This window comes from Streptomyces sp. WMMB 322, from assembly GCF_900090145.1.
Lineage (GTDB): Bacteria > Actinomycetota > Actinomycetes > Streptomycetales > Streptomycetaceae > Streptomyces.
In genome coordinates, this window is sequence record NZ_FMHI01000012.1 from 1 (window position 1) to 25728 (window position 25728).

Annotated in this window: 22 protein-coding genes and 1 tRNA gene; 15 read left to right on the forward strand and 8 right to left on the reverse strand. The window is 72.5% G+C overall.

Going from position 1 to position 25728, the window contains the following annotated elements:
• The coding region (locus H180DRAFT_RS18795; protein ID WP_139151409.1) for an IS110 family transposase at positions 1–154 on the reverse strand (154 nt) is incomplete at its 3' end.
• Between the two features lie 210 nt (positions 155–364).
• Here H180DRAFT_RS18795 and argH point away from each other — a divergent pair.
• The 4 genes from argH (at position 365) to H180DRAFT_RS18815 (ending at position 2944) form a co-directional block, all read left to right on the forward strand.
• Entirely contained in the window at positions 365–1828 is a 1464-nt protein-coding gene (gene argH, locus H180DRAFT_RS18800) for an argininosuccinate lyase (RefSeq protein WP_055487269.1), read from the forward strand.
• Positions 1829–1900: 72 nt separating this feature from the next.
• Positions 1901–2320, forward strand: a complete 420-nt coding sequence (locus tag H180DRAFT_RS18805; RefSeq protein WP_107097695.1) for a phage holin family protein — start codon at positions 1901–1903, stop codon at positions 2318–2320.
• Complete coding sequence (locus H180DRAFT_RS18810) at positions 2317–2676, forward strand: DUF3618 domain-containing protein (protein ID WP_055487270.1); 360 nt, start codon at positions 2317–2319, stop codon at positions 2674–2676. The genes H180DRAFT_RS18805 and H180DRAFT_RS18810 overlap by 4 nt, the downstream gene beginning before the upstream one ends.
• A gap of 7 nt (positions 2677–2683) precedes the next feature.
• Entirely contained in the window at positions 2684–2944 is a 261-nt protein-coding gene (locus H180DRAFT_RS18815; RefSeq protein WP_055487271.1) for a DUF4235 domain-containing protein, read from the forward strand.
• Between the two features lie 358 nt (positions 2945–3302).
• Here the strand turns inward: H180DRAFT_RS18815 and H180DRAFT_RS18820 are convergent, their stop codons facing one another.
• Complete coding sequence (locus H180DRAFT_RS18820) at positions 3303–4514, reverse strand: YihY/virulence factor BrkB family protein (RefSeq protein WP_079100226.1); 1212 nt, start codon at positions 4512–4514, stop codon at positions 3303–3305.
• 158 nt (positions 4515–4672) lie between these two features.
• Positions 4673–5353, reverse strand: a complete 681-nt coding sequence (locus H180DRAFT_RS18825) for a lysophospholipid acyltransferase family protein (protein ID WP_055487272.1) — start codon at positions 5351–5353, stop codon at positions 4673–4675.
• A gap of 305 nt (positions 5354–5658) precedes the next feature.
• Here H180DRAFT_RS18825 and H180DRAFT_RS18830 point away from each other — a divergent pair, with 305 nt between their 5' ends.
• The 3 genes from H180DRAFT_RS18830 (at position 5659) to H180DRAFT_RS18840 (ending at position 8162) form a co-directional block, all read left to right on the forward strand.
• Positions 5659–6816, forward strand: a complete 1158-nt coding sequence (locus H180DRAFT_RS18830; protein WP_055487273.1) for a glycerophosphodiester phosphodiesterase — start codon at positions 5659–5661, stop codon at positions 6814–6816.
• A 111-nt stretch (positions 6817–6927) separates the two neighbouring features.
• Positions 6928–7524 (forward strand): sigma-70 family RNA polymerase sigma factor, encoded by a 597-nt coding sequence (locus tag H180DRAFT_RS18835; protein WP_254666080.1) that lies wholly within the window; start codon positions 6928–6930, stop codon positions 7522–7524.
• Positions 7525–7640: 116 nt separating this feature from the next.
• Complete coding sequence (locus H180DRAFT_RS18840; protein ID WP_055487274.1) at positions 7641–8162, forward strand: GNAT family N-acetyltransferase; 522 nt, start codon at positions 7641–7643, stop codon at positions 8160–8162.
• A gap of 7 nt (positions 8163–8169) precedes the next feature.
• Here H180DRAFT_RS18840 and H180DRAFT_RS18845 read toward each other — a convergent pair whose 3' ends face one another.
• Both H180DRAFT_RS18845 and H180DRAFT_RS18850 read right to left on the reverse strand, forming a co-directional pair.
• Positions 8170–8577: a hypothetical protein gene (locus H180DRAFT_RS18845; RefSeq protein WP_107097701.1), complete on the reverse strand. Its 408-nt coding sequence runs from the start codon at positions 8575–8577 to the stop codon at positions 8170–8172.
• Between the two features lie 115 nt (positions 8578–8692).
• Positions 8693–9064: a hypothetical protein gene (locus H180DRAFT_RS18850; protein ID WP_107097696.1), complete on the reverse strand. Its 372-nt coding sequence runs from the start codon at positions 9062–9064 to the stop codon at positions 8693–8695.
• Between the two features lie 737 nt (positions 9065–9801).
• Between H180DRAFT_RS18850 and H180DRAFT_RS18855 the strand changes: the two genes are divergently transcribed.
• From H180DRAFT_RS18855 to H180DRAFT_RS18875, 5 genes are all read left to right on the forward strand, one after another.
• Positions 9802–10452 carry a GNAT family N-acetyltransferase gene (locus tag H180DRAFT_RS18855; protein ID WP_055487421.1) on the forward strand — a complete coding sequence of 217 codons (651 nt, stop codon included), beginning with the start codon at positions 9802–9804 and terminating at the stop codon, positions 10450–10452.
• A 328-nt stretch (positions 10453–10780) separates the two neighbouring features.
• Positions 10781–12088: a precorrin-6y C5,15-methyltransferase (decarboxylating) subunit CbiE gene (gene cbiE / locus H180DRAFT_RS18860; protein WP_055487277.1), complete on the forward strand. Its 1308-nt coding sequence runs from the start codon at positions 10781–10783 to the stop codon at positions 12086–12088.
• Positions 12089–12343: 255 nt separating this feature from the next.
• On the forward strand, positions 12344–17014 hold the full coding sequence (gene cobT, locus H180DRAFT_RS18865) for a nicotinate-nucleotide--dimethylbenzimidazole phosphoribosyltransferase (RefSeq protein WP_055487278.1): 4671 nt from the start codon (positions 12344–12346) through the stop codon (positions 17012–17014).
• Between the two features lie 396 nt (positions 17015–17410).
• Positions 17411–18835 carry a uroporphyrinogen-III C-methyltransferase gene (cobA, locus tag H180DRAFT_RS18870; protein WP_079100227.1) on the forward strand — a complete coding sequence of 475 codons (1425 nt, stop codon included), beginning with the start codon at positions 17411–17413 and terminating at the stop codon, positions 18833–18835.
• Positions 18836–18848: 13 nt separating this feature from the next.
• Complete coding sequence (locus tag H180DRAFT_RS18875; protein ID WP_055487279.1) at positions 18849–19655, forward strand: TrmH family RNA methyltransferase; 807 nt, start codon at positions 18849–18851, stop codon at positions 19653–19655.
• A gap of 53 nt (positions 19656–19708) precedes the next feature.
• Here H180DRAFT_RS18875 and H180DRAFT_RS30510 read toward each other — a convergent pair whose 3' ends face one another.
• On the reverse strand, positions 19709–21400 hold the full coding sequence (locus H180DRAFT_RS30510) for a serine/threonine-protein kinase (RefSeq protein ID WP_254666081.1): 1692 nt from the start codon (positions 21398–21400) through the stop codon (positions 19709–19711).
• A 778-nt stretch (positions 21401–22178) separates the two neighbouring features.
• Here H180DRAFT_RS30510 and H180DRAFT_RS18885 point away from each other — a divergent pair.
• The 3 genes from H180DRAFT_RS18885 (at position 22179) to H180DRAFT_RS18895 (ending at position 24077) form a co-directional block, all read left to right on the forward strand.
• Entirely contained in the window at positions 22179–22388 is a 210-nt protein-coding gene (locus tag H180DRAFT_RS18885; protein WP_055487280.1) for a hypothetical protein, read from the forward strand.
• 360 nt (positions 22389–22748) lie between these two features.
• On the forward strand, positions 22749–23723 hold the full coding sequence (locus H180DRAFT_RS18890; RefSeq protein ID WP_254666086.1) for a phosphotransferase family protein: 975 nt from the start codon (positions 22749–22751) through the stop codon (positions 23721–23723).
• A gap of 48 nt (positions 23724–23771) precedes the next feature.
• A complete protein-coding gene (locus tag H180DRAFT_RS18895; RefSeq protein WP_055487281.1) occupies positions 23772–24077 on the forward strand; it encodes a TFIIB-type zinc ribbon-containing protein in 306 nt (101 codons plus the stop codon).
• Positions 24078–24190: 113 nt separating this feature from the next.
• Here H180DRAFT_RS18895 and H180DRAFT_RS18900 read toward each other — a convergent pair.
• Positions 24191–24262, reverse strand: a tRNA-Val gene (locus tag H180DRAFT_RS18900).
• Positions 24263–24484: 222 nt separating this feature from the next.
• Positions 24485–25531 carry a PP2C family protein-serine/threonine phosphatase gene (locus tag H180DRAFT_RS18905; protein WP_055487282.1) on the reverse strand — a complete coding sequence of 349 codons (1047 nt, stop codon included), beginning with the start codon at positions 25529–25531 and terminating at the stop codon, positions 24485–24487.
• Positions 25532–25728: the final 197 nt, after the last annotated feature.

Genomic DNA, 25728 nt, shown 5'->3' on the forward strand with positions numbered 1-25728 from the left:
CGCGGGCTGTGGCGATGAGGGTGAGGATCTGGGCCTCGTCGTTGATCACTTTCGTCGAGAACAGCGGCTCACCGTTGGCATCAACAGCCACCGCCCAGTGATGCCCTTTGCCCGCATCGATGCCGACCCATATACGCGGGTGAGACGTGTTCAAGCCCGTCACTCCGTTCCTCCGTGATCACCGTTTCACGGCCCGAGGAGCACTCCGCCGACAGGTCCCTAACCAGCGATGACCGCAGTTCTCAATCAGTGGTCGGAGCGTCCCGGAGGACCGGGCGGCCATTCTCCTGGAGCCATCAGCGGCAACAACCCATCAGCCACACCCGGTCCTCCCGGACCGGCCGACATTCTTAGGGAACACCCCATGACCGGGAACGAAGCGCCGCGGACCGGACCCGCAGCCGCAGCCGCCGACCAGGACGTGAGGCTGTGGGGCGGGCGCTTCGCCGACGGGCCCTCCGAAGCGCTGGAGAAGCTCTCCGCCTCCGTGCACTTCGACTGGCGCCTCGCGCCCTACGACATCGCCGGCTCCCGCGCCCACGCACGCGTACTGCACAAGGCCGGGCTGCTCACCGCCGACGAGCTGCGGAAGATGACGGACGGGCTCGACCGCCTCGAACAGGACGTCGCCGACGGCACGTTCACCGGCACCATCGCGGACGAGGACGTCCACACCGCCCTGGAACGCGGCCTGCTGGAGAGGCTCGGACCCGACCTCGGGGGCAAGCTGCGCGCGGGCCGTTCACGCAACGACCAGGTCGCCACGCTCTTCCGCATGTATCTGCGCGATCACGCCCGCATCATCGGCGGACTCCTCGCCGACCTCCAGGAAGCGCTCGTCGGCCTCGCCGAGGCGCACCCCGACGTGGCCATGCCCGGCCGCACCCACCTCCAGCACGCCCAGCCCGTCCTCTTCGCCCACCACGTGCTGGCTCATGCGCAGGCCCTCTCGCGGGACGCGGAGCGGCTGCGTCAGTGGGACGCGCGCACCGCGGTCTCCCCGTACGGTTCGGGCGCCCTCGCCGGGTCGTCGCTCGGGCTCGACCCGCAGGCCGTCGCCGCCGATCTCGGCTTCGAACACGGCTCGTCCGGCAACTCGATCGACGGGACGGCCTCCCGGGACTTCGTCGCCGAGTTCGCCTTCATCACGGCGATGACCGGCGTCGACATCTCGAAGATCGCGGAGGAGATCATCCTCTGGAACACCAAGGAGTTCTCCTTCGTCACGCTGGACGACGCCTTCTCCACCGGCTCGTCGATCATGCCGCAGAAGAAGAACCCGGACATCGCCGAGCTGGCCCGCGGCAAGTCCGGCCGCCTGATCGGCAACCTGACCGGGCTGCTCGCCACGCTCAAGGCGCTGCCCCTCGCGTACAACCGGGACCTCCAGGAGGACAAGGAGCCCGTCTTCGATTCGTGCGACCAGCTGGAGATGCTGCTGCCCGCCTTCACCGGCATGCTCGCCACCCTGACCGTTCACCGTGAGCGCCTCGCCGAGCTGGCGCCCGCAGGCTTCTCGCTGGCCACCGACATCGCGGAGTGGCTCGTGCGGTGTGGAATCCCGTTCCGGGTGGCGCACGAGGTCGCGGGGGAGTGCGTGAAGGTCTGCGAGCGGGAGGGCATCGAGCTCGACGAACTCACCGACGAGCAGTTCGCGGTGATCTCCCCGCATCTGGATCCGCAGGTCCGTGAGGTCCTCACCGTCCCCGGCGCCCTGGCCGCACGTGACGGCCGCGGCGGCACCGCGCCCTCGGCGGTGGCCGTCCAGCTCGCCGAGGTGCGCGACGATCTTGCCCGGCAGCGGGAATGGGTCGCTGACCAGCGGTGACGCTGCTCAGGCGTAGCCGCGCCGCGGGAGGGCACCCGGATGGCCCCCCGATAACGAAGCGAGGCGAACGCGATGATCGGATCTGTGCGTCACCGGCCCGAGGAGACGAATCACAAGACCGTCGCCGAGCTGACGAAGCGTGCATCCGAGCAGCTCAGCGATGTCGTGCGCAGTGAGATGCGTCTTGCGCAGGCCGAGATGAAGGAGAAGGGCAAGCGCGCCGGCTTCGGCGGCGGCATGTTCGGCATGGCCGCGATCATGGGGCTGCTGGCCCTGTGGGCGCTGGTCTTCGCCGCGATCGCGGGCATAGCGGTGGCGCTGCCCGTATGGGCCTCGGCCCTGATCGTCGCCGGCGGGCTGCTGCTGGTGGCCGGGGTACTGGCGCTGGCGGGGAAGCACGAGTTCGGCTCCGCCGGATCACCGAAACCCGAGAAGACCATCGACAGCGTCAAGGCGGACGTCGATGCGATCAGGGAAGGAGCCCATCGATGACGCGCAAGTCCGGCACCGCAAGCGACAGCCGACAGCTGCGGGCGGAGGTCGAAGAGGCCCGCGAACAGCTGGCCGGCACGGTCGCCGAGCTGGCGGGCAAGGCGGACGTCAAGGCCCACGCCCGCGAGATGGCTTCCCACGCCAAGTCGAAGGCTCTCTTCGAAGTCAACGAGGCGAAGATCAGGATGCAGCACGGCGCGGAGGAGGCGGCGAACCGCGGCTTCACCAAGCCCGGGGCCGCCGTCGGTGCCGTGGGCGCCATCGGCGCCGCCGCCTTGGCCGTCTACCTGGTCGTGCACCGGCAGCGTGCGAAGCACGAGCATCACTGGATGTGCCTGAAGCACTGGAAGGGGTGACACGGGCGTGGTCAAGCTTCTCTACAAGCCCATCTCGATCCTGTCCGTGCTGCTGGCAGGCATCATCGCCAACGCGGTCTTCAGCAAGGTCTGGAAGGCCGTCGCGCACGAGGACGACGCGCCGGACGCCTCCGACGAGGAGCGCGGCCTGAAGGAGATCCTCCCCGCCGTGGCGCTCAAGGGCGCGATCGCGGGAGTGACGAGGGCGGTGGTCCAGCGGGGCGGCGCGAAAGGGGTGCGCGGACTGACGGGAACCTGGCCGGCCTGACCGGCCGGTCCCGGCCCGGATTCCACCGGAGGGGAGGGGCGCACCGGGCGCGAGCCCGGCGCGCCCCCTTCTCGTGTCCGCCTGCCCTGCCTGTCCCCGTGCTCCCCCTGTTCCCCGCCTTGTGCCCCGCGGTGTTCTCCACATGGTGTCCCCGTCCGGCGGTCCGCGGTCCGTCCGGCCCCGTACAGACGGTGAGAGACCGCCGCGCAGGAGGAGCGCCGCTGCGCGCGGACGCGGTGGCGCACCGCCGTGCGTCGAGGAGCGTTCAGTTCCGGCCCGGCGCATCGCGCCGGCGAGACGCTCGGCTTCGGCCCCCTCGGCTGCCGCCGGTCTCCGGGTTTCTCGAGTGCCCGCGCGCTCAGGCCGCCCTGCGGGGCCCGCCCTCCTCGGGGCCGCCTTCGTGGGGGCCGCCTTCCCCGGGGCGGTGACCGCCGCGTTCGGGACGCAGTTCCCCGGGTCCGGCCTCGCGGGCTCCGTGCCCGCCGCCCGCGTCCTCTCCGGCACCCCCGGCGCCGCGCTGCGGCGTTCCCCGGTCCTCCGGTCCGGGCTCGGGACCGCCCTCGGGACGGCGGACACCGGAGGCGGGCCATTTGCGCGTGTCCCGCGGGGTGACATACGGCTCCTCCTGCGGGGGATGCCCCCCGCTGATGGCCCGCTGCCTGGCCAGCTCCGCGTCGAACTCGAGTCCCAGCAGGATCGCCAGGTTCGTGATCCACAGCCAGACCAGGAAGATGATGATCCCTGCCAGCGTCCCGTACGTCTTGTTGTACGAGCCGAAGTTGGCCACGTACACGGCGAATCCGGCGGAGGCGGCGAGCCAGATGAGTACGGCCAGCACGCTGCCGGGCGTCACCCATCGCAGACCGCGCCCCTTGACGTTGGGCGTCCCCCAGTAGAGCACCGCGATCATCAGCGCGACGAGCAGCACCAGGACCGGCCACTTCGCGTAGTCCCAGACGGTCAGCGCGGTACTGCCCAGACCGAGTGCGTCGCTCGCCCGCCGGGCGAGGGGCCCGGTGAAGACGACGAGCAGGGTGCTGACGGCGAGCAGCACCATCAGCAGAACGGTCAGTCCCACACGGAGTGGCGTGATCTTCCAGGCGGGACGGCCCTCGGGCAGGTCGTAGACCGCGTTGGAGGTGCGGATGAAGGCGGCGACATAGTTGGAGGCCGACCACACCGCGCCCAGCAGGCCCACGACCGCCAGGACACTGCCGGTGCTCGTGCTGTTCCGGAGCTGCCCGATCGCGTTGGTGAGGACGTCGCGCACCGGGCCGGGCGCGAACTTCGAGACGTTGTCGAGGAGCGGGTCGATGGAGTCCTTGCCGAGGATGCCGAGAACGGAGACGAGCACCAGCAGCGCGGGGAAGATCGACAGCACTGCGAAATAGGTCAGCGCCGCCGCCCGGTCGCTCAGCTCGTCGTCCTTGAACTCCTTGGCGGTGCGGCGCAGGACGGCCTTCCACCCCCCGCCGCCGAGCTGGGTGGGCTTGTCCGCCGCGGCCCTCTCCGTACCGGCATCGGGGCCGGCGTTGGGTTGCCTGTCGCCGTGCGGCTCGCTGCCTGACATGACCTCCGGGGTTGCCCCACGGGGACGGGCCAATCGGCGCCGGGACGAGTTTCATCCGGCCGGGGGTCCGGGCCGGCGGATGCTCCTGCCGTCCACGGTGAGCTCGGGCCCGCCGGAGCGGCGACGGGGCAAGCGGTAGGTGCCCAGGCCGCCCGGAGTCAGGCGGCTTTGGCCTTCGTGGCGTAGACGTCCACGTACTCCTGGCCGGAAAGGCGCATGACCTCGCTCATGACCTCGTCCGTCACGGCACGCAGCACATAGCGGTCGCGGTCCATGCCCTCGTAGCGGGTGAAGTCGAGCGGTTCGCCGAAACGCACATCGATGCGCCGGCCCGGGGCAGGACGCGGCACGCCCTTGCCGCCGGGCTGGAACGCGTCGGTCCCGATCATCGCGAACGGCACGACGGGCGCGCCGGTCATCAGCGCCAGACGGGCGATCCCCGTCCGGCCGCGGTACAGGCGGCCGTCGGGGGAGCGGGTGCCCTCCGGGTAGATGCCGAAGACCCTGCCCTCCTCCAGGATGCGGCGGCCCGTCATGAGCGCCGCGACGCCTCCCCGCCCTCCGTCGCGGTCGACGGGGATCATGCCGACACCGGTGAAGAACCACGCCATGAGGCGGCCCTTGAGGCTGCGCCCCTTCACGTACTCGTCCTTGCCGATGAAGAAGACCTGACGTTCGGTGACCAGGGGCAGCACCATCGAGTCGATGAAGGTGAGGTGGTTGCCGGCGAGAATCACCGGACCGGAGCCGGGAATTCGCTCCGCCCCTTCCACCTGGGGGCGCAACAGCGCCCGCAGGAGCGGGCCGAGCATTGCCTTGATCAGACGGAAACGGGACAACGGTTCCTCCGGTCGGTGACGGCTGCGCGCGGACCCGCGCAGGTGAGGACGATACTCGCCGCCTGAGGCGGCCCGCACACCGGGGTCATGAGACCGATACACGGAATTGACAGGGGATAGCGTCCCTTTACCGTCTCCCGTGCGTCGTGCCGGAGTGCGTCAGAGTGTCATGTTGGCCGTGTTTCCCGCATGTTCGGCCGTAAGCCTCCCTCTCGTACCGGCGGCCGACCTACGATCGGCCAGTCGTCCGCCCGGACCCTTGCGTTCAGGCAGACGGAACCGACGCAGACGAGCTGAGGAGAGCCATGGGACAGGAGCAGCAGCCGGGTCGGAGACTCGTGCTCGGAGCGGCCGTGCTGGGCGCCGCGGGCGCCGCCGCGGTCGGCACGGGCGGGAGTGCGCTCGCGGAGGAAAAGAACGGGGGACGCGGGAAGGACCGGCCGGGCGGAAAGCTGCCCGTGCCCGCCGCCATCGCTCACCGCGGTGCCAGCGGGTACCGCCCCGAGCACACCTTCGGCTCCTACCAACTCGCCCTCGACATGGGGGCGGACGTGATCGAGCAGGACCTTGTGCCCACGAAGGACGGGCACCTCGTCTGCCGTCACGAGAACGACATCTCGGCCACGACGAACGTCGCGGACCACCCCGAGTTCGCCGCCCGCAGGACGACCAAGACCGTCGACGGGAAGTCCCTGACGGGCTGGTTCACCGAGGACTTCACCATCGCCGAACTGCGCACGCTGCGCGCGAAGGAGCGCATCCCGCAGACCCGCCAGCACAACACCCTCTACGACGGACGCTGGGAGGTTCCCCTTTTCGAGGACGTCCTCAAGTGGGCGCAGAAGCAGGGAAGTCGGCGCGGCCGCCCCGTCTGGCTGCACGTCGAGACCAAGCACCCCAGCTACTTCCGCAAGCTCGGCCTCGAACTGGAGCCGCGCCTGGCGAAGCTGCTGCGCAAGTACGGGCGCCACCGGGCGGATTCGCCCAACTTCGTGCAGTCCTTCGAGCCGAGCAGCATCCAGAAGCTGAAGAAGCTGGTGGACTGCCCCGGTGTGTGTCTGCTGGACGCGCCCACGTCGCGGCCCTGGGACTTCGTGGAGGCGGGCGACCCGCGGACCGTCGCCGACCTGGTCAAGCCCGAGGGGCTGAAGTGGATCGCACGGTTCGCCGACGGCATCGGGCCGGTGGTGAATCTCGTCATCCCGAAGAAGCCCGACGGCAGCCTCGGCGAGCCGACGACCCTGGTGCGCGACGCGCACGCGGAGGGGCTGGTCCTCCACCCCTACACGATGCGCAACGAGAACACCTTCCTGCCCACCGAGTTCCGGAGGGGAGAGGACCCTAACGCCTACGGCGACGCCTTCGGCGCGTTCAGCGCCTACTTCGCCACGGGCATCGACGGCATCTTCTCCGACAACCCCGACACGGCGCTGCTTGCCGCCGAGGACTTCCGCCGGGGCTGAACGGGCCGACGGGCCGACGGTCCGGACGACCGGCCGGCGGCGGTGTCACCCGCAGGGGTGGCATCGCCGCCGGCCGGCAACCGGAGGGCGCCCGGCGGCGTCCCGGCCTGCATGAACCACCGCTGCGCCGACACAGGCGCCCGGGCCGGCGGCGGCCCCCCGGAACCGTCTTCGGCTGCCGGCTCTCCGCCCGACCCGCTGCACAGGCTCGTCGCCGCCGAATGTGCGGCCGAGGCCCCGGCCGCGGGCGAGGACCCCGAGGAGCTGCAACAGGCCGTGTGGCTGCGCTGGCTCGAGGCCGGCCGGCCTGCCGGGACCGCGGCTTCCGGCGGCGCGGCGGGCACCGGTGCCCGCCCCGCCGTCCAGCCCTCGGCGAGATGGCTGCGCGGTGCCGTACGAGCGGAGGCGCGGCGGGCACGCCGGCGCGTGCGGCGCGAGATCCCGCTGCCCGACGGCGGCCTCGCGGACTCCGCCGGAGCGGACGCCCCGGTCCTCGCCGCCGAGCAGCGGCGTCTGCTCGCCGCGGCGGTCGCACGGCTTCCCGGACCGTGCCCGGAGGTGATGCGCGCCCTGTTCTCCGGCAGGGACCTCACCTACCCGGAAATCGCAGGTGAGTTGGGTATCTCACAGGGAAGCCTCGGCCCGGTTCGTTCCCGATGTCTGGGTTGCCTGCGCACAATGCTCGCCGCGTCGGATTGCGGCGGGTGAACTTGGGGGAATGCTGCGGGGAGAAATCGGCGTCACCAGGGCGGACAGCCCGGGCACGGCCCCCTCGACACCGGCCCGTGCCCGGGACGCATCATGACTAGGGGAGGCAGGCGGACATGGGCATGAGCGTGACGATCGCCGCGGCGGCCGACGGCGACGCGGAGCAGATCCTCAAGCTCCAGTACCTGTGCTTCCAGAGCGAGGCGGAAGCCTACGGCGACTACGCCATCGCTCCGCTCACCCAGACCCTGGAAGGGCTGCGCGCCGAAATGGCCGCCGGCTGCATGATGGTGGCCCGTCTCGGTGACGAGGTGGTCGGCTCCGTACGCGGCGCGGTCGACTCCGACGGCACCGCACGCATCGACAGGCTCTGCGTCCACCCGCGCCTGCAGCGGCACGGTCTCGGCGGGCGTCTCCTCGCCGCCATCGAGGACCGGCTCGCGGCCGAGCGCGACGCCAAGCGCTACCACCTGGTCACGGGGCACCGCAGCGAGGGGAATCTGCGGCTCTACCGCAAGTCCGGCTACACCGCCTCCGGCGCCCCCGAGTGGGACCGGAAGGTGAAGCTGACGTCGATGACGAAGGACGTCTCGGGCGCCTCGGGCGGCGGCTCCGCGGCGGTCGGCGTGAGCGCCTGACGGTGCCTCAGGCGGAGCCGGCGCGGGACCGGCGCAGCCACACCAGCCCCGTCACCGGCAGGATCACCGGGATGAAGAGATAGCCCATGCCGTAGTCGGACCACACGGTCGCGTCGGGGAAGGCCGACGGTTCCACGAGGGTCCAGGTCCCCACCGCGAGGACGCCGAGCAGCTCCACGCAGCAGCAGCCGAACGCCGCTCTGCGCGCGCGTTCCCCGCCCCGCACGAGCGAGAGCGTGATGAAGGCGTAGACGAGGGCGGCCACGGCCGACAGGAGGTAGGCAAGCGGTGCCTCGCCGAACCGGGTCGTCAGCTGGACGATCGACCGGGAAGCCGCACCGACGGTGAAGATCCCGTAGAGGGTGACGAGCAGCGTGCCCGGGCCCTTGCCGATGGGGGGCCGCCGCGAAGGCACCGCCGGGGCCTCCTGGGCCTTCGGGTCCTCCGGGGCCGGCGCGTCCGCGTCGCTCTTCCGGGTATCCGCGGAGCCGGGGACTCTCTCAGGACGGTGTGACCCCCGCGGCGACGGGTCAGCCGCCATGTCCGCCTCCCCAGATCTCGTGCAGCCGCGCCTGGAGTACCGCCAGCACCAGCGCCCCGGCCGCGACGGTGAGCGAACCCCACTTGGTCCGCTCGGTGAGCGAGATGAGCCCCACCACGGGGACGCAGGCGGCCACGGCGGCCAGATACGCCAGGAAGATGACCGTCCCCTCGGCGGCCTCGCCTCCGCCGGCCAGTTTCACGATGCCGACGACGAGCTGCACGAGCGCGAGCAGCGAGACCACGGCCATGCCGATGAAATGCCAGTCCTTCGTGGGCTGGTCCCGGTAGGCAGCCCAGCCGCACCAGGCGGCCAGGGCGAGCGCGGCCACGGCGAGGGCGACGGTGAGCGGCGTGAACACGGTGCGCAGTCTAGGAGGGGCGTCGGAAGACATACGCACCGGATGCCTTGCACCCAGCGCCGGGCAGGCCCCCGGGACGGGGCCCGGGCCTGCCGGCCGGCAGAAGTCCGTGCTCCGGCCGGGGCAGTCCGCCGAGCCGGTGCATCCCGGGCAGCCTCCTGCCCGTGGGCCCGTGGGCCCGGGGGCACGAGGGGTAACCGGCGCCACTCGCGCGGCCCGGGCGTTCAGACATGAGGCGGCCCGTACGCCCCACGGGAGCCTGCCGCCGCGGTCCCGCCCGCCACGTGGAGCCGGGCGGGGCCGGGCCGGGCACACCCTCCGCCCGGCGGAAGCGCCACGGCCGGGGGCCACGTCGTCAAGGCCCGGACGCCGGACGACCCCCGCGTGCGCGAACCGCACCGCAGCCCGGTCCACCCGCGTGAGGAAAGGGACCCGGAGTGAGTCGGGGGCGCCGAGGCTCGCCGTCTCCCCGGCAGCCGCCCGTGAGACACCGGGCGCCTTCGGAGGACCCGGCAAAGGTGCCCGTATCGACAAGTCGGTATGCGGCGCCGCGTCCCGCCTGCGAAGGGGCCTCTGACACTGCGCACACACCGTCCGATGCTGCATGCTGTGCACTGCGGCAATCGTCTGGTGCACCCAGGACCCGTGCCGGCGTCGCTCCCGCAGCGGCCGGCAGACCCCGCGGTGGTCCTCCGGGGAGCGACACCACCAGCCCCTCGATCCGTATGGAGCGGCGCATGACTTCGACCTTTCCGGACGTCTCGATCAGCACGGACCGTCTCGTGCTGCGCCCGTTCGAGGAAGCGGACGTGCACTCGCTCACGGAGATGATGCGCGACGAACTGGTGGCCGCCTGGACGACGGTGCCGGTGCCCTACCGGGAGGCCGACGCACGCGAGTTCGTCCTGCGTCACGCGCCGGCCGTGCGCACCGAAGGTGAGGGCATCGTCTTCGCCGTCGTCGAGTTCCTCACCCAGCGACTGGTCGGACTGCTGCAACTCGACCACACGGACTGGCGCATCCTCGCGACCGAGGTCCGCTACGTCACCGCGCCCTGGGCACGGGGCGAGGGGTACGCCTCCGAATCGGTGCTGGCACTGGCCCAATGGCTCTTCCAGGACCAGAAGTTCGAGCGGATGGAGCTGCGCACCGCCGCGGACAACACCGCCGCGCAACAGGTCGCGCAGAAACTCGGCTGCATCAGCGAAGGGGTGCTGCGCAACGCGTGGATAGCGCGTACCCGCACCGAGGACGGCGGCTGGGCGGAGATCCGCACCGATCTGCTCGTGTGGAGTCTGCTGCCGGAGGACCTCGACGGCATGCCGGAACAGCTCGCCGACGCGGGTGGCTACGCACCGTACCCGGACTGGCTGCACTCGCCGCGTTAGATGTATTGGTCACGAGCGTTGTTGACTGTGCGGCCGTTGCCGTCGGTGTGGCCACTGAGGCCATGCCTGCGAACCCGGGGATTCACCGCCGGGAGGCGGACCTCTTCGCGCCGGGTTAGCGCCGGGTTCGCGTGAGGTTGGTGTCGGGGCGCGGGCGTCGGGTCGGCGTCAGGCCCGTCCGGGCCGACGGCGCGTGGTGCCTCAGATGCGCAAATCCCCTCGTAGGCCCGCATGTCCGGAACCGTCGGTACCCAGGCTCGGGGCCCGGTCGCCGCAGAGGTAGGCTCAAGGAACCCCCACCTGCGACGAGCCCAGGAGAGACCGACCGATGGCCGACCGCGTCACCGTTATCGGGTGGGACGGTTCGCCCCTGTCGGGAGCCGCCCGCTCCGCCATTGGAGCAGCCACGCTCGTTGCGGGGGCCGCGCACCACCTCCAGCTGCCCGAAGTGCCCTCCCGTGCCGAGCAGGTCAGGCTCGGCAGCGTGTCGCTCGCGGCACAGCGCATCGCCCGTCACCGCGGCACCGCCGTCGTCTTCGCCGACGGCGACCCCGGCTTCTTCGGCGTCGTGCGTACTCTGCGTGCGCCCGAACACGGCATGGAGGTCGAGGTCGTTCCGGCGGTCTCCTCGATGGCCGCCGCCTTCGCGCGGGCCGGAATGCCATGGGACGACGCGCAGTTGGTGGTCGCCAACTCCCGTACGCTGCGCCACGCGGTCAACGTCTGCCGCGCCCACACGAAGGTCGGCGTGCTGACGTCCCCGGGGGCCGGCCCCGCCGAACTGGCGCTGCTGCTCGGCCCGGTGCACCGCACGTTCGTCATCTGCGAGGCGCTGGGCACCTCGCAGGAGCAGGTCACCGTCCTCACCTCCGACAAGGTCGCAGACCACTCCTGGCGGGATCCGAACGTCGTGATCGTCTCGGGCGGTTCGACGGGCCCGGCGCCGCATCACGGTCCCGCAGGCCACCCGAGCGGGCCGGGCCCCGGCCCCGGAGGCGCACAAGGCGGCCCCGGCGGCGCCTGGCTCGCCGCCCACGGTCCGGACTACCCTCCCGCCGTGCGCGGTTGGGCGCTCCCGCTGTCGCACTACACCGACGACGTGCCCCCCGGAGGCGAACAGGGCCCTGCGGCGCCGGCACGTGGAAGCGAGTCGCAGCAGCTGCGCGCCGGGCAGCTCGCCAGGCTGGGTCCGCGCATCGGGGACCTCGTGTGGGACATCGGCGCCGGCAGCGGGGCCCTTGCGATCGAGTCGGCACGTTTCGGCGCGGCCGTCATCGCCGTCGACCACGACATGGACACCTGTGCCCGAATCGCAGCGGCGGCCCGCCGGTTCGGCGTGCAGCTTGACACTGTGCACGGCACCGCGCCGCAGGTCCTCGAGGATCTTCCGGAACCGGACGTGGTGCGCGTGGGCGGCGGAGGCATCCCCACCGTCACGGCCGTCGTCGACAGGCGCCCGGGACGCATCGTCACGCATGCCGCGACGAGGGACGAGGCCGAGGCGATCGGGAGGGCGCTCGGCGAGGGGGGTTACGCCGTGGAGTGCGCCCTGCTCCAGTCCGTGGAACTGGACACCTCGGAGTGGGTGGAAAGTGAACGAGCTGTCGTTTTCCTGCTTTCCGGTGTCCGGATCTGAACCTCTGTGGCCAGTGCGTGACGAAGCACGACGAAGTGCGGTTTCTCACCCCTCCGTGGACGGAGGCCGGCTCAGCCCCGGGTAGGCTGACCGATCGATGTGCCGCCATGCGGTGTTGACGGTTCATCCGTCAATGTCCGGATGGCGCGTGGCCGGGGAACGTGCCGCACCGAGTGCATGCTCGTTCTTCATCCACGGGGCCCGCGGCTGGTCGCAGGGCTGGAACAAGCACTACCGATGGGGCGAGGGGTACGCATGACTGACACCGGCCAGATCCCGGGTGAGGGGCAGCCGGAGAATTCAGGCGGGCAGCCGGACGGCCAGCAGCCGGGATTTCCGGTGAACGGTTCCCACCCCTACGCGGGCCCGGGTGAGGCCTTCGGTGACGCTCAGGTTCCCGGAGTCGCCGCCATGGACCCTGAGTTGCTGCTGCCGGGTTCGCACGGTGCCTGGAACGATCCTCACGCCGCCGCAGCCGCACAGGTCCACCCGCAGGCCGCCCTCCAGCAGGAGGTGTACGGCGGGCAGGACCCTTACGCGCAGCAGGCTGCCTACGCCCAGCACGAGCCCTACGCCCAACAGGACGGGTACGCCCAGCACGATCCGTACGCCCAGCACGAGCCGTACGCCCGGCAGGACGGGTACGCCCCGCAGGAGCCCTACGCCCAGCAGGACGCGTACGCCCAGCAGGATCCGTACGCTCAGCAGGATCCGTACCCACAGCACAATGACCACGCGGCGGCGGACCCGTACGGCGGGCAACAGGCCCAAGAGCAACAGCCAGTGCCCCAGGAGCAGTTCGCGCCTCCGCAGGAGCAGCCCGCGCACGTGCCGGAACCGCACGAGACCGACGGGCGCGACTCGGGCGCCATCGACATCGGCGCCGTACGTGCCGCGAACCCCGAACGCCAGGAGACCCCCGCCAAGGGCACCCGGCGTGGGCAGACCCCGCCGCGCCGGCCGCTCCACCTCGGCCCGCCCGTGCCCGAACAGTCCGGGGCGGTACGCCCTCTCTCGGACCGCGGGCTGAGCAGCCGGGGGCGCGGGACGGCGCAGAAGGGCGCCGGTGCAGCGGGCACCGCCGCCCCGGACGCCCCGGCGCAGGCGCAACCCCAGCCGGGGCCGCAGCCGGGTCCCCAGCCGCAGCCCGAGCCCCGGCCCCAGTCGGAGGCGCCCCAGCCGGAGGCGACGCACCGGCAGGCGGCGGTCCTCTCGCAGCCCGAACCGCAGCCCGAGCCGCAGACCGAACCCGCCCCGCAGCAGGGCGAGTTCACGGCTCCGTACGACACCCCGGCACAGGCGCCGCAGGACGGCGGTGCGACGTCCGGGGGCCCCGAGTACCTCGACTTCGCCCAGGCCGAGGCCGAATCGCTGCCGGGCCCTCAGCTCGGAGCGCTTCCGCCGGAGAACGAGACGTGGGCGACGCCGCCCGCGCAGCAGCCCGGTGCGGGCGAGGCACCCGCTCAGGCGGACACGGACACGGACACGGCGCATGCGGACCACCGGCAGGCCGCCGCCCCGGAGGGGGTTCCCCAGCCGGCTGCGGCCTCCGAGCAGGCCGGTCTCTCCGCCGCGACCGCACCGTCCGCCGCGACTGCCGCGACTGCCGCGTCCGCAGTGTCGGCACCGTCTGCGATTCCCCGGACGGAGTCCGTCCCCGAGGCGCAAGCGGCCCTCCCCGAGGTGCAACCGGCGCTTTCCGAGGCGCAGTTCGCCGTTGCCGAAGCGCCGTCGGAAGTCGCGGATGCACCGGCCGGCGTTCCCGAGGGCACCGCGCAGGAGGCGGAAGCACTTGCGGCGTCCGGCCCGGGGCAGGGCTCCGCGGACCCGGTGCCGCAGGAACAGGAGCAGGCGCCGCGCGCCAAGGGCGGCAGGAGGCGGCGAGGTCGCCGCGCCAAGAGCGAGAGCACCGACGAGACCACCGGCACCGGCAACACCTGGGTCTCGTCGCCGGGTTCGACCGCTGTGGAGGCCTTCGAGCCGCAGCAGGCCACGGCCACGGTTGTCGAGGGCGACGACGCTGCCAAGGGCCTCCCGGAGGGCTCGCCGGACACGCAGAGCGCCGGCGCCGCTGCGGAGGGAGCGAAGATCCCAGCGCAGCAGGCGGGGGAGCTGCCTGCTGAAGCCGTGCCCGCCCAGGAGGCTGCACAGGAGCCCGCGCAGGACGTTCCCGGCCACGGCACGCCGGTCGCAGGCACGGTCGCGGACATCCCCGCCCAGCAGACCCGGCACACCGACCCACCCGTCGCGCAGGAGCAGCCGAACCAGCAGGACCGGCAGGAGAACGGGGGCCAGGAAGCCGCCGTCGCCGGAGGCACCGGTGAACAGATCACCGGTGAACAGATCATCGGTGAGAACAGCACCCACGAAACTGCGGCGGGCGAGACCGCCCCCGGCGACTCCGGTACGGGCACCGACGGGAACGGCACCGACGAGAACGGCACCGCCGACTCCGGTACGGGCGGGACCGCCGCCGACGAGAGCGCCGCCGGTGAAGCGGTCGCCGCACCCGGTCCTGAGGAGGCGCCCGTGGCCGATGCCGCCGGCCCCGGCCACGGGCAGCACAGTGCGCCCCCGGCAGTGGAGGCCGGGCCGCAGACCCCCGAGGTGCCGGAGGCCCAGGCCCCCGTCCCGGTCCCCGTTCCCGCCCGGGCGCAGGGCCCGGCCCCGGCAGCGGACCCGGCCACCGCGGGCCAGGTCATCGCGGACGGGGCCACCGCGGACCCGGTGGACGACAGCGCGGACTCCGCTACAGTGCCTCAACCCGCCGCGGGCGCAAGCGAAGACGCCCTGCAGGCGGCCGCAGCCGCGCCGACCGGCGGCGAGACCCCAGGAGGAGCCGTGGACGCACCGCAGCCGTCGCCCGTGCCGGACGACGTCCGGGGGACCGCGTCCGGGCCGGCACAGGCACCGGCACCGGATGCCGGACAGGAACCGGCAGCACAAGACGCCGGACAGGAAGTGGCCCCCGGGGCGCCCGCCGGGCAGCAGACGGAGTCCGGGACGGAGCCGAAGCCGGACGGCCGAGCGGATTCCGTTGGCGAGGCTGCGGCCGAGCCCCGGGCCGCAGCCGAATCCCCGGACGACGCCGGGCCCCGGGCCGACGCCGGGCCCCTGGCCGCCGCCGAGCCGGAGCCGGGCCAGGAGGCTCAGGAAGCCGAGGCACCTGCCGAGGCTCCCGTTCCGGCCGGCCCGCCCGCCCCCGGCTTCGCCGACGACGAGCGCGAAGCCGTGCACCGCCTGATGCGCGAGCGCCGCGACATCCGCAACGGTTTCCGGCCCGACCCCATCCCGCACGAGGTGCTGCTTCGCGTGCTTGAGGCGGCGCACACCGCACCCAGCGTCGGACACTCCCAGCCCTGGGACTTCGTCGTCATCCGCTCCGAGGAGACGCGGCGTGCCATGCATGAGCTGGCCGAGCGCCAGCGCATGGCATACGCCCAGTCGCTGCCGAAGGGCCGCGCGAAGCAGTTCAAGGAACTGAAGATCGAGGCGATCCTCGACACTCCCGTCAACATCGTCGTCACCGCCGACCCGACGCGCGGCGGCCGCCACACGCTCGGCCGGCACACCCAGCCGCAGATGGCGCCGTACTCCTCTGCGCTCGCCGTGGAGAACCTGTGGCTGGCGGCCCGCGCCGAGGGGCTGGGCGTCGGCTGGGTCAGCTTCTTCGACGAGCGCGAGATGGTCCGCGCCCTGGAGCTGCCCGAGCACCTGGAGGTCGTGGCCTACCTGTGCGTCGGCTACGTCGACGAGTTCCCTCCGGAGCCGGAGCTGGCGCAGGCGGGCTGGTCCAAGCGCCGTCCGCTGTCGTGGGTCGTGCACGAGGAGTCGTACGGGCGCCGCGTCCTGCCCGGCTCCGAGCCGCAGGACCTGCTCTCCGACACCGTCGCAGCCATCCGCCCCCTCGACGCCAAGGCGCTCGGCGAGGCGTGGGAGCGGCAGAAGCGGATGACCAAGCCGGCCGGTGCCCTGGGCATGCTGGAGATCATCTCCGCGCAGCTGTGCGGGCTCTCCCGCAAGTGCCCGCCGCCGCTGCCGGAGCCCGCCGCCGTCGCCGTCTTCGCGGGCGACCACGGTGTGCATGCCCAGGGCGTCACCCCGTGGCCGCAGGAGGTGACGGGCCAGATGGTCGCCAACTTCCTCGGTGGCGGCGCCGTCTGCAACGCCTTCGCCAACCAGGTCGGGGCCGAGGTGTGCGTCGTCGACGTCGGCGTGGCAGGTGAACTCCCGTCCACGCCCGGGCTGTTGCCCCGCAAGGTCCGTGCGGGCACGGACGACATGACGCAGGGCCCGGCGATGACCCGCGAGGAGGCGCTGCGGGCCGTCGAGGTGGGCATCGAGACCGCGCGTGACCTGGTCGCCGCCGGCAACAGGGCGCTGCTCACGGGTGAGATGGGGATCGCGAACACGACCGCTTCAGCGGTGCTCATCTCCGCCTGCACCGGCGCCGACCCCTCCGAGGTCACCGGCCGCGGCACGGGCATCAACGACGAGACGCACGCCCGCAAGGTCGAAGTCGTGCGCCGTGCGCTCGAGGTGCACCAGCCGGATCCCGAGGACCCGCTGGGGATGCTGGCCGCCGTCGGCGGTCTCGAACACGCGGCGCTGGTCGGCCTGATCCTCGGCGGTGCCTCCCTGCGTACGCCGGTGATCCTCGACGGTGTCAGCGCGGGCGCCGCCGCGCTCGTCGCGCGCTGCGTGGCACCCGAGGCGCTCGCCGCGTGCATCGCGGGGCACCGCAGCTCCGAACCGGGCCACGTCGCGGCGCTCACCAAGCTCGGACTGCGTCCACTGGTGGACCTGGATCTGCGACTCGGCGAGGGCACGGGTGCGCTGCTGTCGCTGCCCATGGTGCAGAGCGCCGCACGCGCCATGCACGACGTTGCGACGTTCGACTCCGCCGGCGTCACGGGCAAGGGCTGACCGGCCCCGGCCCGGCCCTCTGAGGCATGCGCCGTGCACACGCACACGCACACGGGGACCGGTCCCCGTGTGCGCGGCGCCCGGAACACGTGGAAGGCCGCGTGGAGGGCGTCGCCCGACTGTGCGGCGGGGCCGGGCGGGACGGGACGGGGTATGCCGCGCGACGGCGCGCGGTTCCGAGCCTTCCGTCATGGGCCCGCCGTCATGGGCCCTCCGCTACAGTGCCGTCCGCTTCCGTGCCGTCCGGTCCTTAACGTCCCGCAGTGATCCGCGGAACAGCGGCCGCACGTCGCGAGCCATAGGCTGTACGCGAGTCCGTACGCGACGTCCCCGCGCACGTCATCCGCCGCTCCAGTGCCGTAGCGGCCCGTTCCGCAAGCAAGGAGCCGCAGCCGCATGCCCGAGTCCGAGTCCGTCACCGGGACACGTCACCAGCCCGAGGCCCGGACCGACCACCCCGCCTATCCCGTCGGTCTCCGTCTGGCGGGCCGCCGGGTCGTGGTCATCGGCGGCGGAAGCGTCGCCCAGCGGCGGCTGCCCGCACTGCTGGCCGCGGGTGCGGACGTGGTGCTGATCTCCCCGTCAGCGACCCCGTCCGTCGAAGCGATGGCCGACGCGGGCGAACTGACCTGGCAGCGCCGCCCGTACGCGGACGGCGATCTGGACGGGGCCTGGTACGTACTGATCGCCACCGACGATCCGGCGACCAACTCCGCCGCATCGGCGGAAGCGGAATCGCGACGGGTGTGGTGCGTACGCAGCGACGACGCATCAGCCGCCACCGCGTGGACCCCGGCCACGGGACAGAGCGAGGGCGTGACCGTCGCCGTCCTCACCGGACGCGACCCGCGCCGCTCGGCGGCCGTACGGGACGCCGTCGTCGAAGGACTGCACACCGGCACCCTCGGTGCGCCCCGGCACCGGGACCGGACCGGGGGAGTGGCGCTGGTCGGCGGCGGTCCCGGCGACCCGGAGCTGATCACGGTGCGCGGACGCCGCCTGCTCGCAGAGGCGGACGTGGTCGTCGCCGACAGGCTCGGGCCGCGCGACCTGCTGGCCGAACTCCCCCCGCACGTCGAGGTGATCGACGCAGCGAAGATCCCCTACGGCCGCGCCATGGCGCAGGAGGCCATCAACGACGTCCTCATCGAGCATGCCAAGGCAGGCAGGTCCGTCGTGCGCCTCAAGGGCGGTGACCCTTTCGTCTTCGGCCGCGGCATGGAGGAGGCGCATCAACTGGCGGAGGCAGGCGTTCCGGTGACCGTCGTGCCGGGGATCAGCAGCGCGGTGAGCGTCCCGGCCGCCGTCGGCATCCCCGTCACGCATCGCGGTGTCGCGCACGAGTTCACGGTGGTCAGCGGTCATGTCGCCCCCGACGATCCGCGTTCCCTCGTCGACTGGCCCGCGCTGGCGAGGCTTCGCGGGACGCTCGTTCTGCTGATGGCCGTGGAGCGCCTCGGCTCCATCGCCGAGGCGCTGATGCGGCACGGCAGGGACGCGGAGACGCCGGTCGCCGTCGTGCAGGAGGGGACGACGGCGACGGAGCGCCGCGTGGACGCGACCCTGGCGACCGTCGCGGAACGTGCCGCAGCAGCGGAGGTCCGGCCGCCGGCTGTCGTCGTCGTCGGGGACGTGGTATCCGTCGGCGCCGCGGTGTCACGTGCGACGGAGCCCGGCCGGGCGCCGGGTGCGGCGCCGGACGGTGCGGCCGGCAGCGAAGACCGAAGCGGAAGCGGAGCCGGAACGGATTCGGAGCCGGGCACAGGTCCGCGCACCGGAGCCGATCCGGGGGCCGGGACGAATCCGGGGACCGGAAGCTGAACCGGGGTCAACCTTGGCTGACATCATTCCCGTCGACGATCCGGCCGACCCCCGGCTGAGCGACTTCACCGCCCTCACCGACGTCGAGCTGCGCCGCAGGCGCGAGCCCGCCGAGGGCCTGTTCATCGCGGAGGGCGAGAAGGTCATCCGCCGTGCCGCGCACGCCGGTTACCCGATGCGCTCGATGCTTCTGTCCGAGAAGTGGGTCCCCGTCATGCGCGACGTCATCGACGACGTGCGGGCACCGGCGTACGTCGTGAGCCCCGCACTGGCGGAGCGGGTCACCGGATATCACGTCCACCGCGGCGCGCTCGCCTCCATGGGACGCACTCCGCTGCCCGGACCGGAGACCCTGCTGGCGGCGGCGCGGCGTGTGGTGATCATGGAGGCGGTCAACGACCACACCAACATCGGCGCGATATTCCGCAGCGCCGCGGCGCTCGGGATGGACGGCGTGCTGCTCTCGCCGTCCTGCGCGGACCCGCTCTACCGGCGCTCCGTGAAGGTGTCGATGGGCGCGGTCTTCTCCGTCCCGTACGCGCGTCTCGACAGCTGGCCCCACGGCCTCGCATCGGCCCGCGAAGCCGGATTCCGGCTGCTGGCGCTCACCCCCGGCGCCGGGGCCGTCCCGCTCGACGACGCCGGGGCGCACCGGCTGCCCCGTGTGGCGCTGCTCCTGGGTGCCGAGGGCGAAGGGCTCTCCGAACGGGCGATGCGCGCCGCCGACACACGTGTGCGTATCCCGATGGCACACGGAGTGGACTCGCTCAACGTCGGTGCCGCCGCGGCCGTCGCGTTCTACGCCGTGACGAGGACGTGAGCCCGACCGTAGGCACGTACGGCACGAGGTCTGACGGCCGGCCGCGCGGCGGATCACAAGTGGTGCGGCCCGGCCTCCGCGGCCTCCGTGGGCTGCGCCGGCTGCCCGCCGGGGGACGGCAGGTCGAGGACGGCCTGCGTCCCGCCCGAGCCGTGGCCCGCGACGGCGGGGGCCGCCGGTGCCGGACGGACGGGCCCGTGCTCCTTCCCGAGGCCGCGTGTGGGGCCCTGGCAGCCCTGCGCTGCCGCGATGCCCAGCGCCACGAGCAGCGTCACCGTCACGAACACCACCAGCCGCTGCCGCAGCAGCCTCCGGTCGGCCACGCGCCGCGCCTGCCCCGGACCGTGCTCGCGTCCTTCCGCGCCCTGCCGCCGCGCCTGACCGGCGAGCCCGGCGCCGGAGTCGCCCGCCCGCGTCGACGTCCTCGAAGCGGGACGTCTTCCGGTGCCGGCCGCCGCGGAACGTTCGCCGTTGCGGGGCGTGGAGGCATGCGGCGAGCCCACATGCCCCCCGGCACCGGGCGGCGGGCCGTCAGGGGTGCCGGGATCACGGTGGTGCTCGCGGTGCCCGTCCTTGCGGGGACCGTAGGCACGCTGCCCCCCGCGCTTGTCGGACCGCCGCAGGCGGGGGCGGTCGCCGGGCGGCCGGGACCGGGGCACGGTCCCGCCACGTGACCCGGGTCCGGCCGAACCGGCGGACGGGCCCGGCCTGTTGGCGTTCGTGTTCACGCCCGTGGCCCTGGTGGCCGGTGGACGTGCTCCGCCGCCCTGACCGCCGCCGGAACCCTGCCCGCTCCCGGCGGTGCCCCTGCCGCCGGACCTGTCGGAGCCGTACGACCCGTGAGACCCGTACGAGCCGTGCGGGGCGCCGCCCCTGCCGGCCGTGCCCGGACCCGTCGCACCGCCCGTCTGCTCCGGCAGGCCGCGCGCCTCACGTGTCGCGATCTCCTTCAGCCGGAGCGAGAGCTGGAGGGGGCTGGGACGCTCCTCCGGAGACTTCACCAGGCACGCATGGATGAGCGGAGCGAGCGAGGCGTGCACACTCTCCAACTGCGGCTCCTCGTGCACCACGCGGTAGAGCATCACCTCGGAACTTCCCTGCCCGAAGGGGGAGTCGGCGGTCGCCGCGTACGCCAGCGTGGCCCCCAGCGCGAACACGTCGGTCGCGGGCGTCACCAGCGCGCCCCGGACCTGCTCGGGCGCGAGGAAGCCGGGCGAGCCGACAGCCGTGCCCACATGCGTGAGAGTGCTGGCGCCCGTGGCCCATGCGATGCCGAAGTCGATGATGCGGGGGCCCTTGGGCGAGAGCAGGATGTTCGACGGCTTGAGGTCCCGGTGCACGACGCCCGCCTCGTGCACGGCGACCAGTCCCTCAGCCAACGACGCCCCGATCGAGGCGACTTGGCTGGCGGGGAGAGGCCCGGCCTCGGTGACCTTGTCGTGCAGCGACGGGCCGGGCACGTACTGCGTGGCGAACCAGGGCCTGTCCGCATCCAGGTCGGCGGCCACCAGCCGTGCGGTGCAGCCTCCGCGGATCCGCCTGGCGGCCGACACTTCGCGGGCGAAGCGCGAGCGGAATTCCTTGTCCTCGGCGAGGTCCGGGCGGATCACCTTCAGAGCGACCCGCTGCCCCCGGCGGTCGGAGCCGAGGTAGACGACGCCCATCCCGCCGGCCCCCAGCCGCCGGTGAAGCCTGAACGAGCCGACGACTCGCGGATCCTCGCGTCGGAGCCGCATCATCGCCATGTGTTCCCCTGCCTGCGGTGGTGAGGTCTTCCGTCCCGGACGGGCTACCCCGAGCGGTCACGGGTAGGCCCCCTGGCCGTCTCCCGGCGCGTCCGTCTGACGGGGCACAGCTTACGGACTGCTGCCACGCCGCGACGACAGGCCGCGCACGCGGCGCCCCGCGTCTTGCCGCGCCGGGAGCTCCGCCGAGCTCACCGGCTCAACTGGCCCGCACCGTGCGGACGGAGCCTTCGCGGGATCCCACTGGCGTACCCAACGTCCCGTCGGAGCACACGAATTGACGGGGCGTGAATCACCCGGCGAGCAGACGTCGGAATGTGCGGCCGCCGGGCCGCGGCCGGTCTACTGAACGCACCGCGACGGGACTTGACCGGCCTGAAGCGGCGTCGGCCGCGCAAGGGCTGGTGAGCGATGTCACCTGTTCACGCGACCGGATCTCCGCCCCACGCAGGTGTCCTGCCCCGCGACAGGCCTCTGCCGCACCTGCCCCCGGGAGAGGGTCTGTGGCGGGACCTGCCCGGACGCGGCACACGGGGCGCCGTTGCGCCCCGGCGCGCCCGCACCCCTCCGGGAAGACCCCCGGACAGGCGGGGTCCGCCTCCACCCTGGGGAGTATCCGGCGGACGCGGCCGTCATCCTGCGGGAGGCCCCGCAGTCGATACGCGGGCATGACGCCTCGCGGGTGCCCGCCCGCCTAGTCTTTTCGCAAGCGGCGGGCGAAGCACTCGTCCCCCGAGGTCAGTCGCCCGCCGCCCCAGGAAGACGACAGGAGCGGACCATGGCGCACACAGCAGAGCGCGCGGCCGGGAGAGCCCGGGAGCGGTTGACGGCCGTCGCCGGCATCGGCACCCGTGGAAGCGGCCGGCGCCATCCGCTGGTGGCGGCCGCGATGGTGCTGCCCCTGGCCATCGTTCTCGCCATCGCCTTCGGTGCGGCGCAGGCGGTGGTCGCACAGGCGTCGTCCGTGGCCGGGATGCTGGGGCACTGATCCGTGCCCCGGCCTCGGGAGAGCGGCCCGAGTCGGGGATGACCCGGCCATCAGCCCCGTGGGGACGGGGGTGCGACGGACGGCATTGAGGTCCGGGCAGCTGGGGAGCTGCCCGGACCTCAGGTATGTGCGGCCCCGGGGTGCCCGGGCGTGGGCGCGCGTACGATCCCACGAAGGGGGCACCGGTCATTCGTACGAGCGACGGGGCGGTTGCGTTGCCTTGACGTCCCCTCGCTGACGTTCCGTTCGTCGACGTTCCGGCTCCCCACGCCGGACCGCCTCGGCCCTGGGAGGACCGTGTCCACCACGCTCTCGCTCACCGCCCTGCTGTGCGAACTCGCACAGGGCGCGGCCTCACCGCTGCACCGGACCGGCGTCCCGGCTCCGGCTCCAGACCTGGTCGCCGACCGTCCCGACGGCACGGTCGTCGGATGCGGCGCCGTCGTCGCCAAGGCACACCCGGCCACCTCGGAAGCCGGAATGCGAGAACTGACCGTGCGTCTGAGCATCGCCGCCCACCCCCGCCTCACCGGGATCATGCCGGCCCCGCTCGGCCCCGGAGGAAGCCCGGTGGAACCCGGCACGGCCATGCCCCCGCTCCTCCTGGACGGGGATCGTCCGGCGACCCTCTGGCCCCGCGGCGAGCCCGTCGACCCGAACGCGCCCGACGCCGCACCCTGGAGGGCGGCGGGCACGCTCCTCGCTCGCCTGCACGCCGTACCGGCAGACGCGCTGGCCGCACAACTCCCGGGCCCGGTCCCGGTGATGAGAGGTCCCGAGAAGGCGGCACGCGCGGTCGAGAGGATGCGGACCGCACTCGCCGACGGCGCCGCCGCCCCCGCCCTCACCGACGCGGCCGCGGCGGCCGAGGCCGCCTGGGAGACGCTGCCCGCCTGGTGCAGGAACGAGAAGCTCCCGGAGCCGTCACGCGCCGGCACCCTCTGCCACGGCGACTTCCACCTGGGCCAGTTGATCAGACACCCGTGGGACGGCTCCTGGCAGCTCATCGACATCGACGATCTCGGCCTCGGCGATCCGGCGTGGGACCTCGCCAGACCTGCCGCCTGGTACGCCACGGGAGTGCTGCACCCCACGTTCTGGACCGCCTTCCTGCACGCCTACCAGGCCGAGTCCGGCACGGAAGGCGTCGATCCCTGGCCCGTCCTCGACGCACCGGCGCGGGCCCTGACCGTCCAGACGGCGGCACTCGCCGTGACCAAGGCACACGCGGCCCGGCGTCCGCTGGACGAGGCCGAGACGGCGTGCGCCGATGCCTGCGACCGCATCGCCGCGGCCGCCGCCGGGCAACCCGGCGAACCGGGTTCTAGTCTTTAGCCGCAGCAGCCGAGCGGTGAATACGCCGACGTGGAAAGGAAGTTGACCATGCAGTGTCCCAAGTGCGGTGCCCCGATGCAGACGTTCAACCGCAACGGAGTCCAGATCGAACAGTGCGGTGGCTGCCGGGGGATCTTCCTCGACTACGGCGAACTCGAGGCGCTCACGCGGCTCGAATCCCAGTGGTCGCAGCCGTCGGGCCCGCCTCCGTCCGCCCCGTACGGTCAGCCGGGTCACGCCCCGCAGGCCTACCCGGCCGCTCCCGCCTGGGGCGCCGCGCAGCACGGCCACCACGGACACCACGGTCACCGCAAGCACAAGCGCGGCTTCGGCCACATGCTCTTCTCGTCATGAGCCCCGCCCCGCGGCGGGGTTGATCCGCGCACCGCAGGGTCGACCCGGGCACGGAGCCGTCGGGTGAGACGCAGAAGTGCCCCGGCCGTTCTCCGGCCGGGGCACTCACATTGTGCGCGGTACTGGGATTGAACCAGTGACCTCTTCCGTGTCAGGGAAGCGCTCTCCCGCTGAGCTAACCGCGCGGGCTGTTGCGTCAGAGATATTGTCACGCCCTGACCTGCAAGACAAATCCGCAGGGGTGCGGGGGCGTCCGCCGGGGTCCGGGGCGGTAGTCACTCAGATGGTCACGCAGTTGGTCACTCAGCAGAGCACGGTTGAGGGTGCCGGCGCGCACGCTGTGCGCTCCCTGCTCCGGGGTGTAAGGAGGCGCTCGCTGTGCCCAAGAGGGCCTCCCGGGCTGCGACTCAGCGGCGGAGCAGGAGCATGGCGGCATCGTCGACAAGTGGGCCGCCGGTGTGTGCGACGACGTCACTGCGCAGGGCCTCCAGCGCGCTGGTGGGATCGGGCGTCCGCAGCAGTGAGGCTCGCTCCCCGAGCGGGTAGAACTGACCGGCGGCATTGCGTGCCTCTGTAGTGCCGTCGGTGTAGAGCAGCATCTGGTCGCCGGGATCGAGTTCGACGCGGTACGGCGTGGGGTGGCCGCCTCCGATGTCGGTGAGGCCGAGCGGGAGAGCGGGCTCCGCCGGTTCCGCGAAATACGACGTACCGTCCCTGCGGACGATCAGCGGTGGCGGATGGCCGTAGTTTAGAAGAGTCACGGTTCCGTCCGCATTCACTTCGGCGAGGATCACTGTCGCGAAAGCAGCCTCCGGAAAGTGCCGTAGCGCAGCACGTTCGAGGCACATGCCCACTTCGGGCAGCGTGTCTTCGTCGTAGGCGGCGACCTGGTGCGCGCCGAGCACTACGGAGGCCCTCTGAACCGCGTTCAGTCCTTTGCCTTGAACGTCGCCCACCACGGCTCGCACCCCGGCACGACTCTCGATCGCTTCGTAGAAGTCCCCCCCGATCTGAACATCCCGCGTTGCCGAGCTGTAGGACACAGCGAGCTGAAGGCCGTCCGGCGTCTCGGGCAGTTCCCGCAGCAAGATCCGATGTGCCACCTGCGCCACCGCACGGATGCGGGCCAGCCGCTCCTCCTGTCGTTGCCGCAGACGCGTGGCCAGCAGCCCCGCCATGCTGGTACCCAACACTGCGATCAAGGCGGTCACCCCGCGGGCGGTTCCGAACAGATTGTCGTACACGCTGAGCAGCATGCAGAGGGCCAACGACAGCAGTCCCACAGTCGCTACGTGGAGCATCCCGCCGGTCAAGGTGGCGAACGCGGGGCCGAGCGCGAGCAGCGGCAGTAGGCCGAGGGGGCGGCCAGCGGCCAGATCCGCGGCTGTAGCGAGCGCTATGGCGATGTACGGCAGCAGGAACAGAACAAGGTTGCCGTCGTCGCGCGTTCTCATCGGCACAGGAGCGCTCACAGGAATGAGAAGTTTGTTTAAGGACCACATCGCTGAACTACGTCACTCTAGACTGAGACGACCTTCTGACAGGGGAGTGACGAGTAGTCCGTGGGCTGTTCGGGGCATGTGAGTGCGCTCAGTAGGCTGCCGATCGAGGCGTAACCGATGAATTTCAGCACGCCGATCCGGATGTAAAC

Coding starts and splice junctions, on each gene's coding strand:
- H180DRAFT_RS18810 (WP_055487270.1), top strand. CDS start 2,317: ATGACGCGCAAGTCCGGCACCGCAAGCGACAGCCGACAGCTGCGGGCG.
- cobA (WP_079100227.1), top strand. CDS start 17,411: ATGCCCGAGTCCGAGTCCGTCACCGGGACACGTCACCAGCCCGAGGCC.
- H180DRAFT_RS18840 (WP_055487274.1), top strand. CDS start 7,641: ATGGGCATGAGCGTGACGATCGCCGCGGCGGCCGACGGCGACGCGGAG.
- cbiE (WP_055487277.1), top strand. CDS start 10,781: ATGGCCGACCGCGTCACCGTTATCGGGTGGGACGGTTCGCCCCTGTCG.
- H180DRAFT_RS18830 (WP_055487273.1), top strand. CDS start 5,659: ATGGGACAGGAGCAGCAGCCGGGTCGGAGACTCGTGCTCGGAGCGGCC.
- H180DRAFT_RS18885 (WP_055487280.1), top strand. CDS start 22,179: ATGGCGCACACAGCAGAGCGCGCGGCCGGGAGAGCCCGGGAGCGGTTG.
- H180DRAFT_RS18895 (WP_055487281.1), top strand. CDS start 23,772: ATGCAGTGTCCCAAGTGCGGTGCCCCGATGCAGACGTTCAACCGCAAC.
- H180DRAFT_RS18905 (WP_055487282.1), bottom strand. CDS start 25,531: ATGAGAACGCGCGACGACGGCAACCTTGTTCTGTTCCTGCTGCCGTAC.
- H180DRAFT_RS18805 (WP_107097695.1), top strand. CDS start 1,901: ATGATCGGATCTGTGCGTCACCGGCCCGAGGAGACGAATCACAAGACC.
- H180DRAFT_RS30510 (WP_254666081.1), bottom strand. CDS start 21,400: ATGGCGATGATGCGGCTCCGACGCGAGGATCCGCGAGTCGTCGGCTCG.
- H180DRAFT_RS18855 (WP_055487421.1), top strand. CDS start 9,802: ATGACTTCGACCTTTCCGGACGTCTCGATCAGCACGGACCGTCTCGTG.
- H180DRAFT_RS18835 (WP_254666080.1), top strand. CDS start 6,928: ATGAACCACCGCTGCGCCGACACAGGCGCCCGGGCCGGCGGCGGCCCC.
- H180DRAFT_RS18820 (WP_079100226.1), bottom strand. CDS start 4,514: ATGTCAGGCAGCGAGCCGCACGGCGACAGGCAACCCAACGCCGGCCCC.
- argH (WP_055487269.1), top strand. CDS start 365: ATGACCGGGAACGAAGCGCCGCGGACCGGACCCGCAGCCGCAGCCGCC.
- cobT (WP_055487278.1), top strand. CDS start 12,344: ATGACTGACACCGGCCAGATCCCGGGTGAGGGGCAGCCGGAGAATTCA.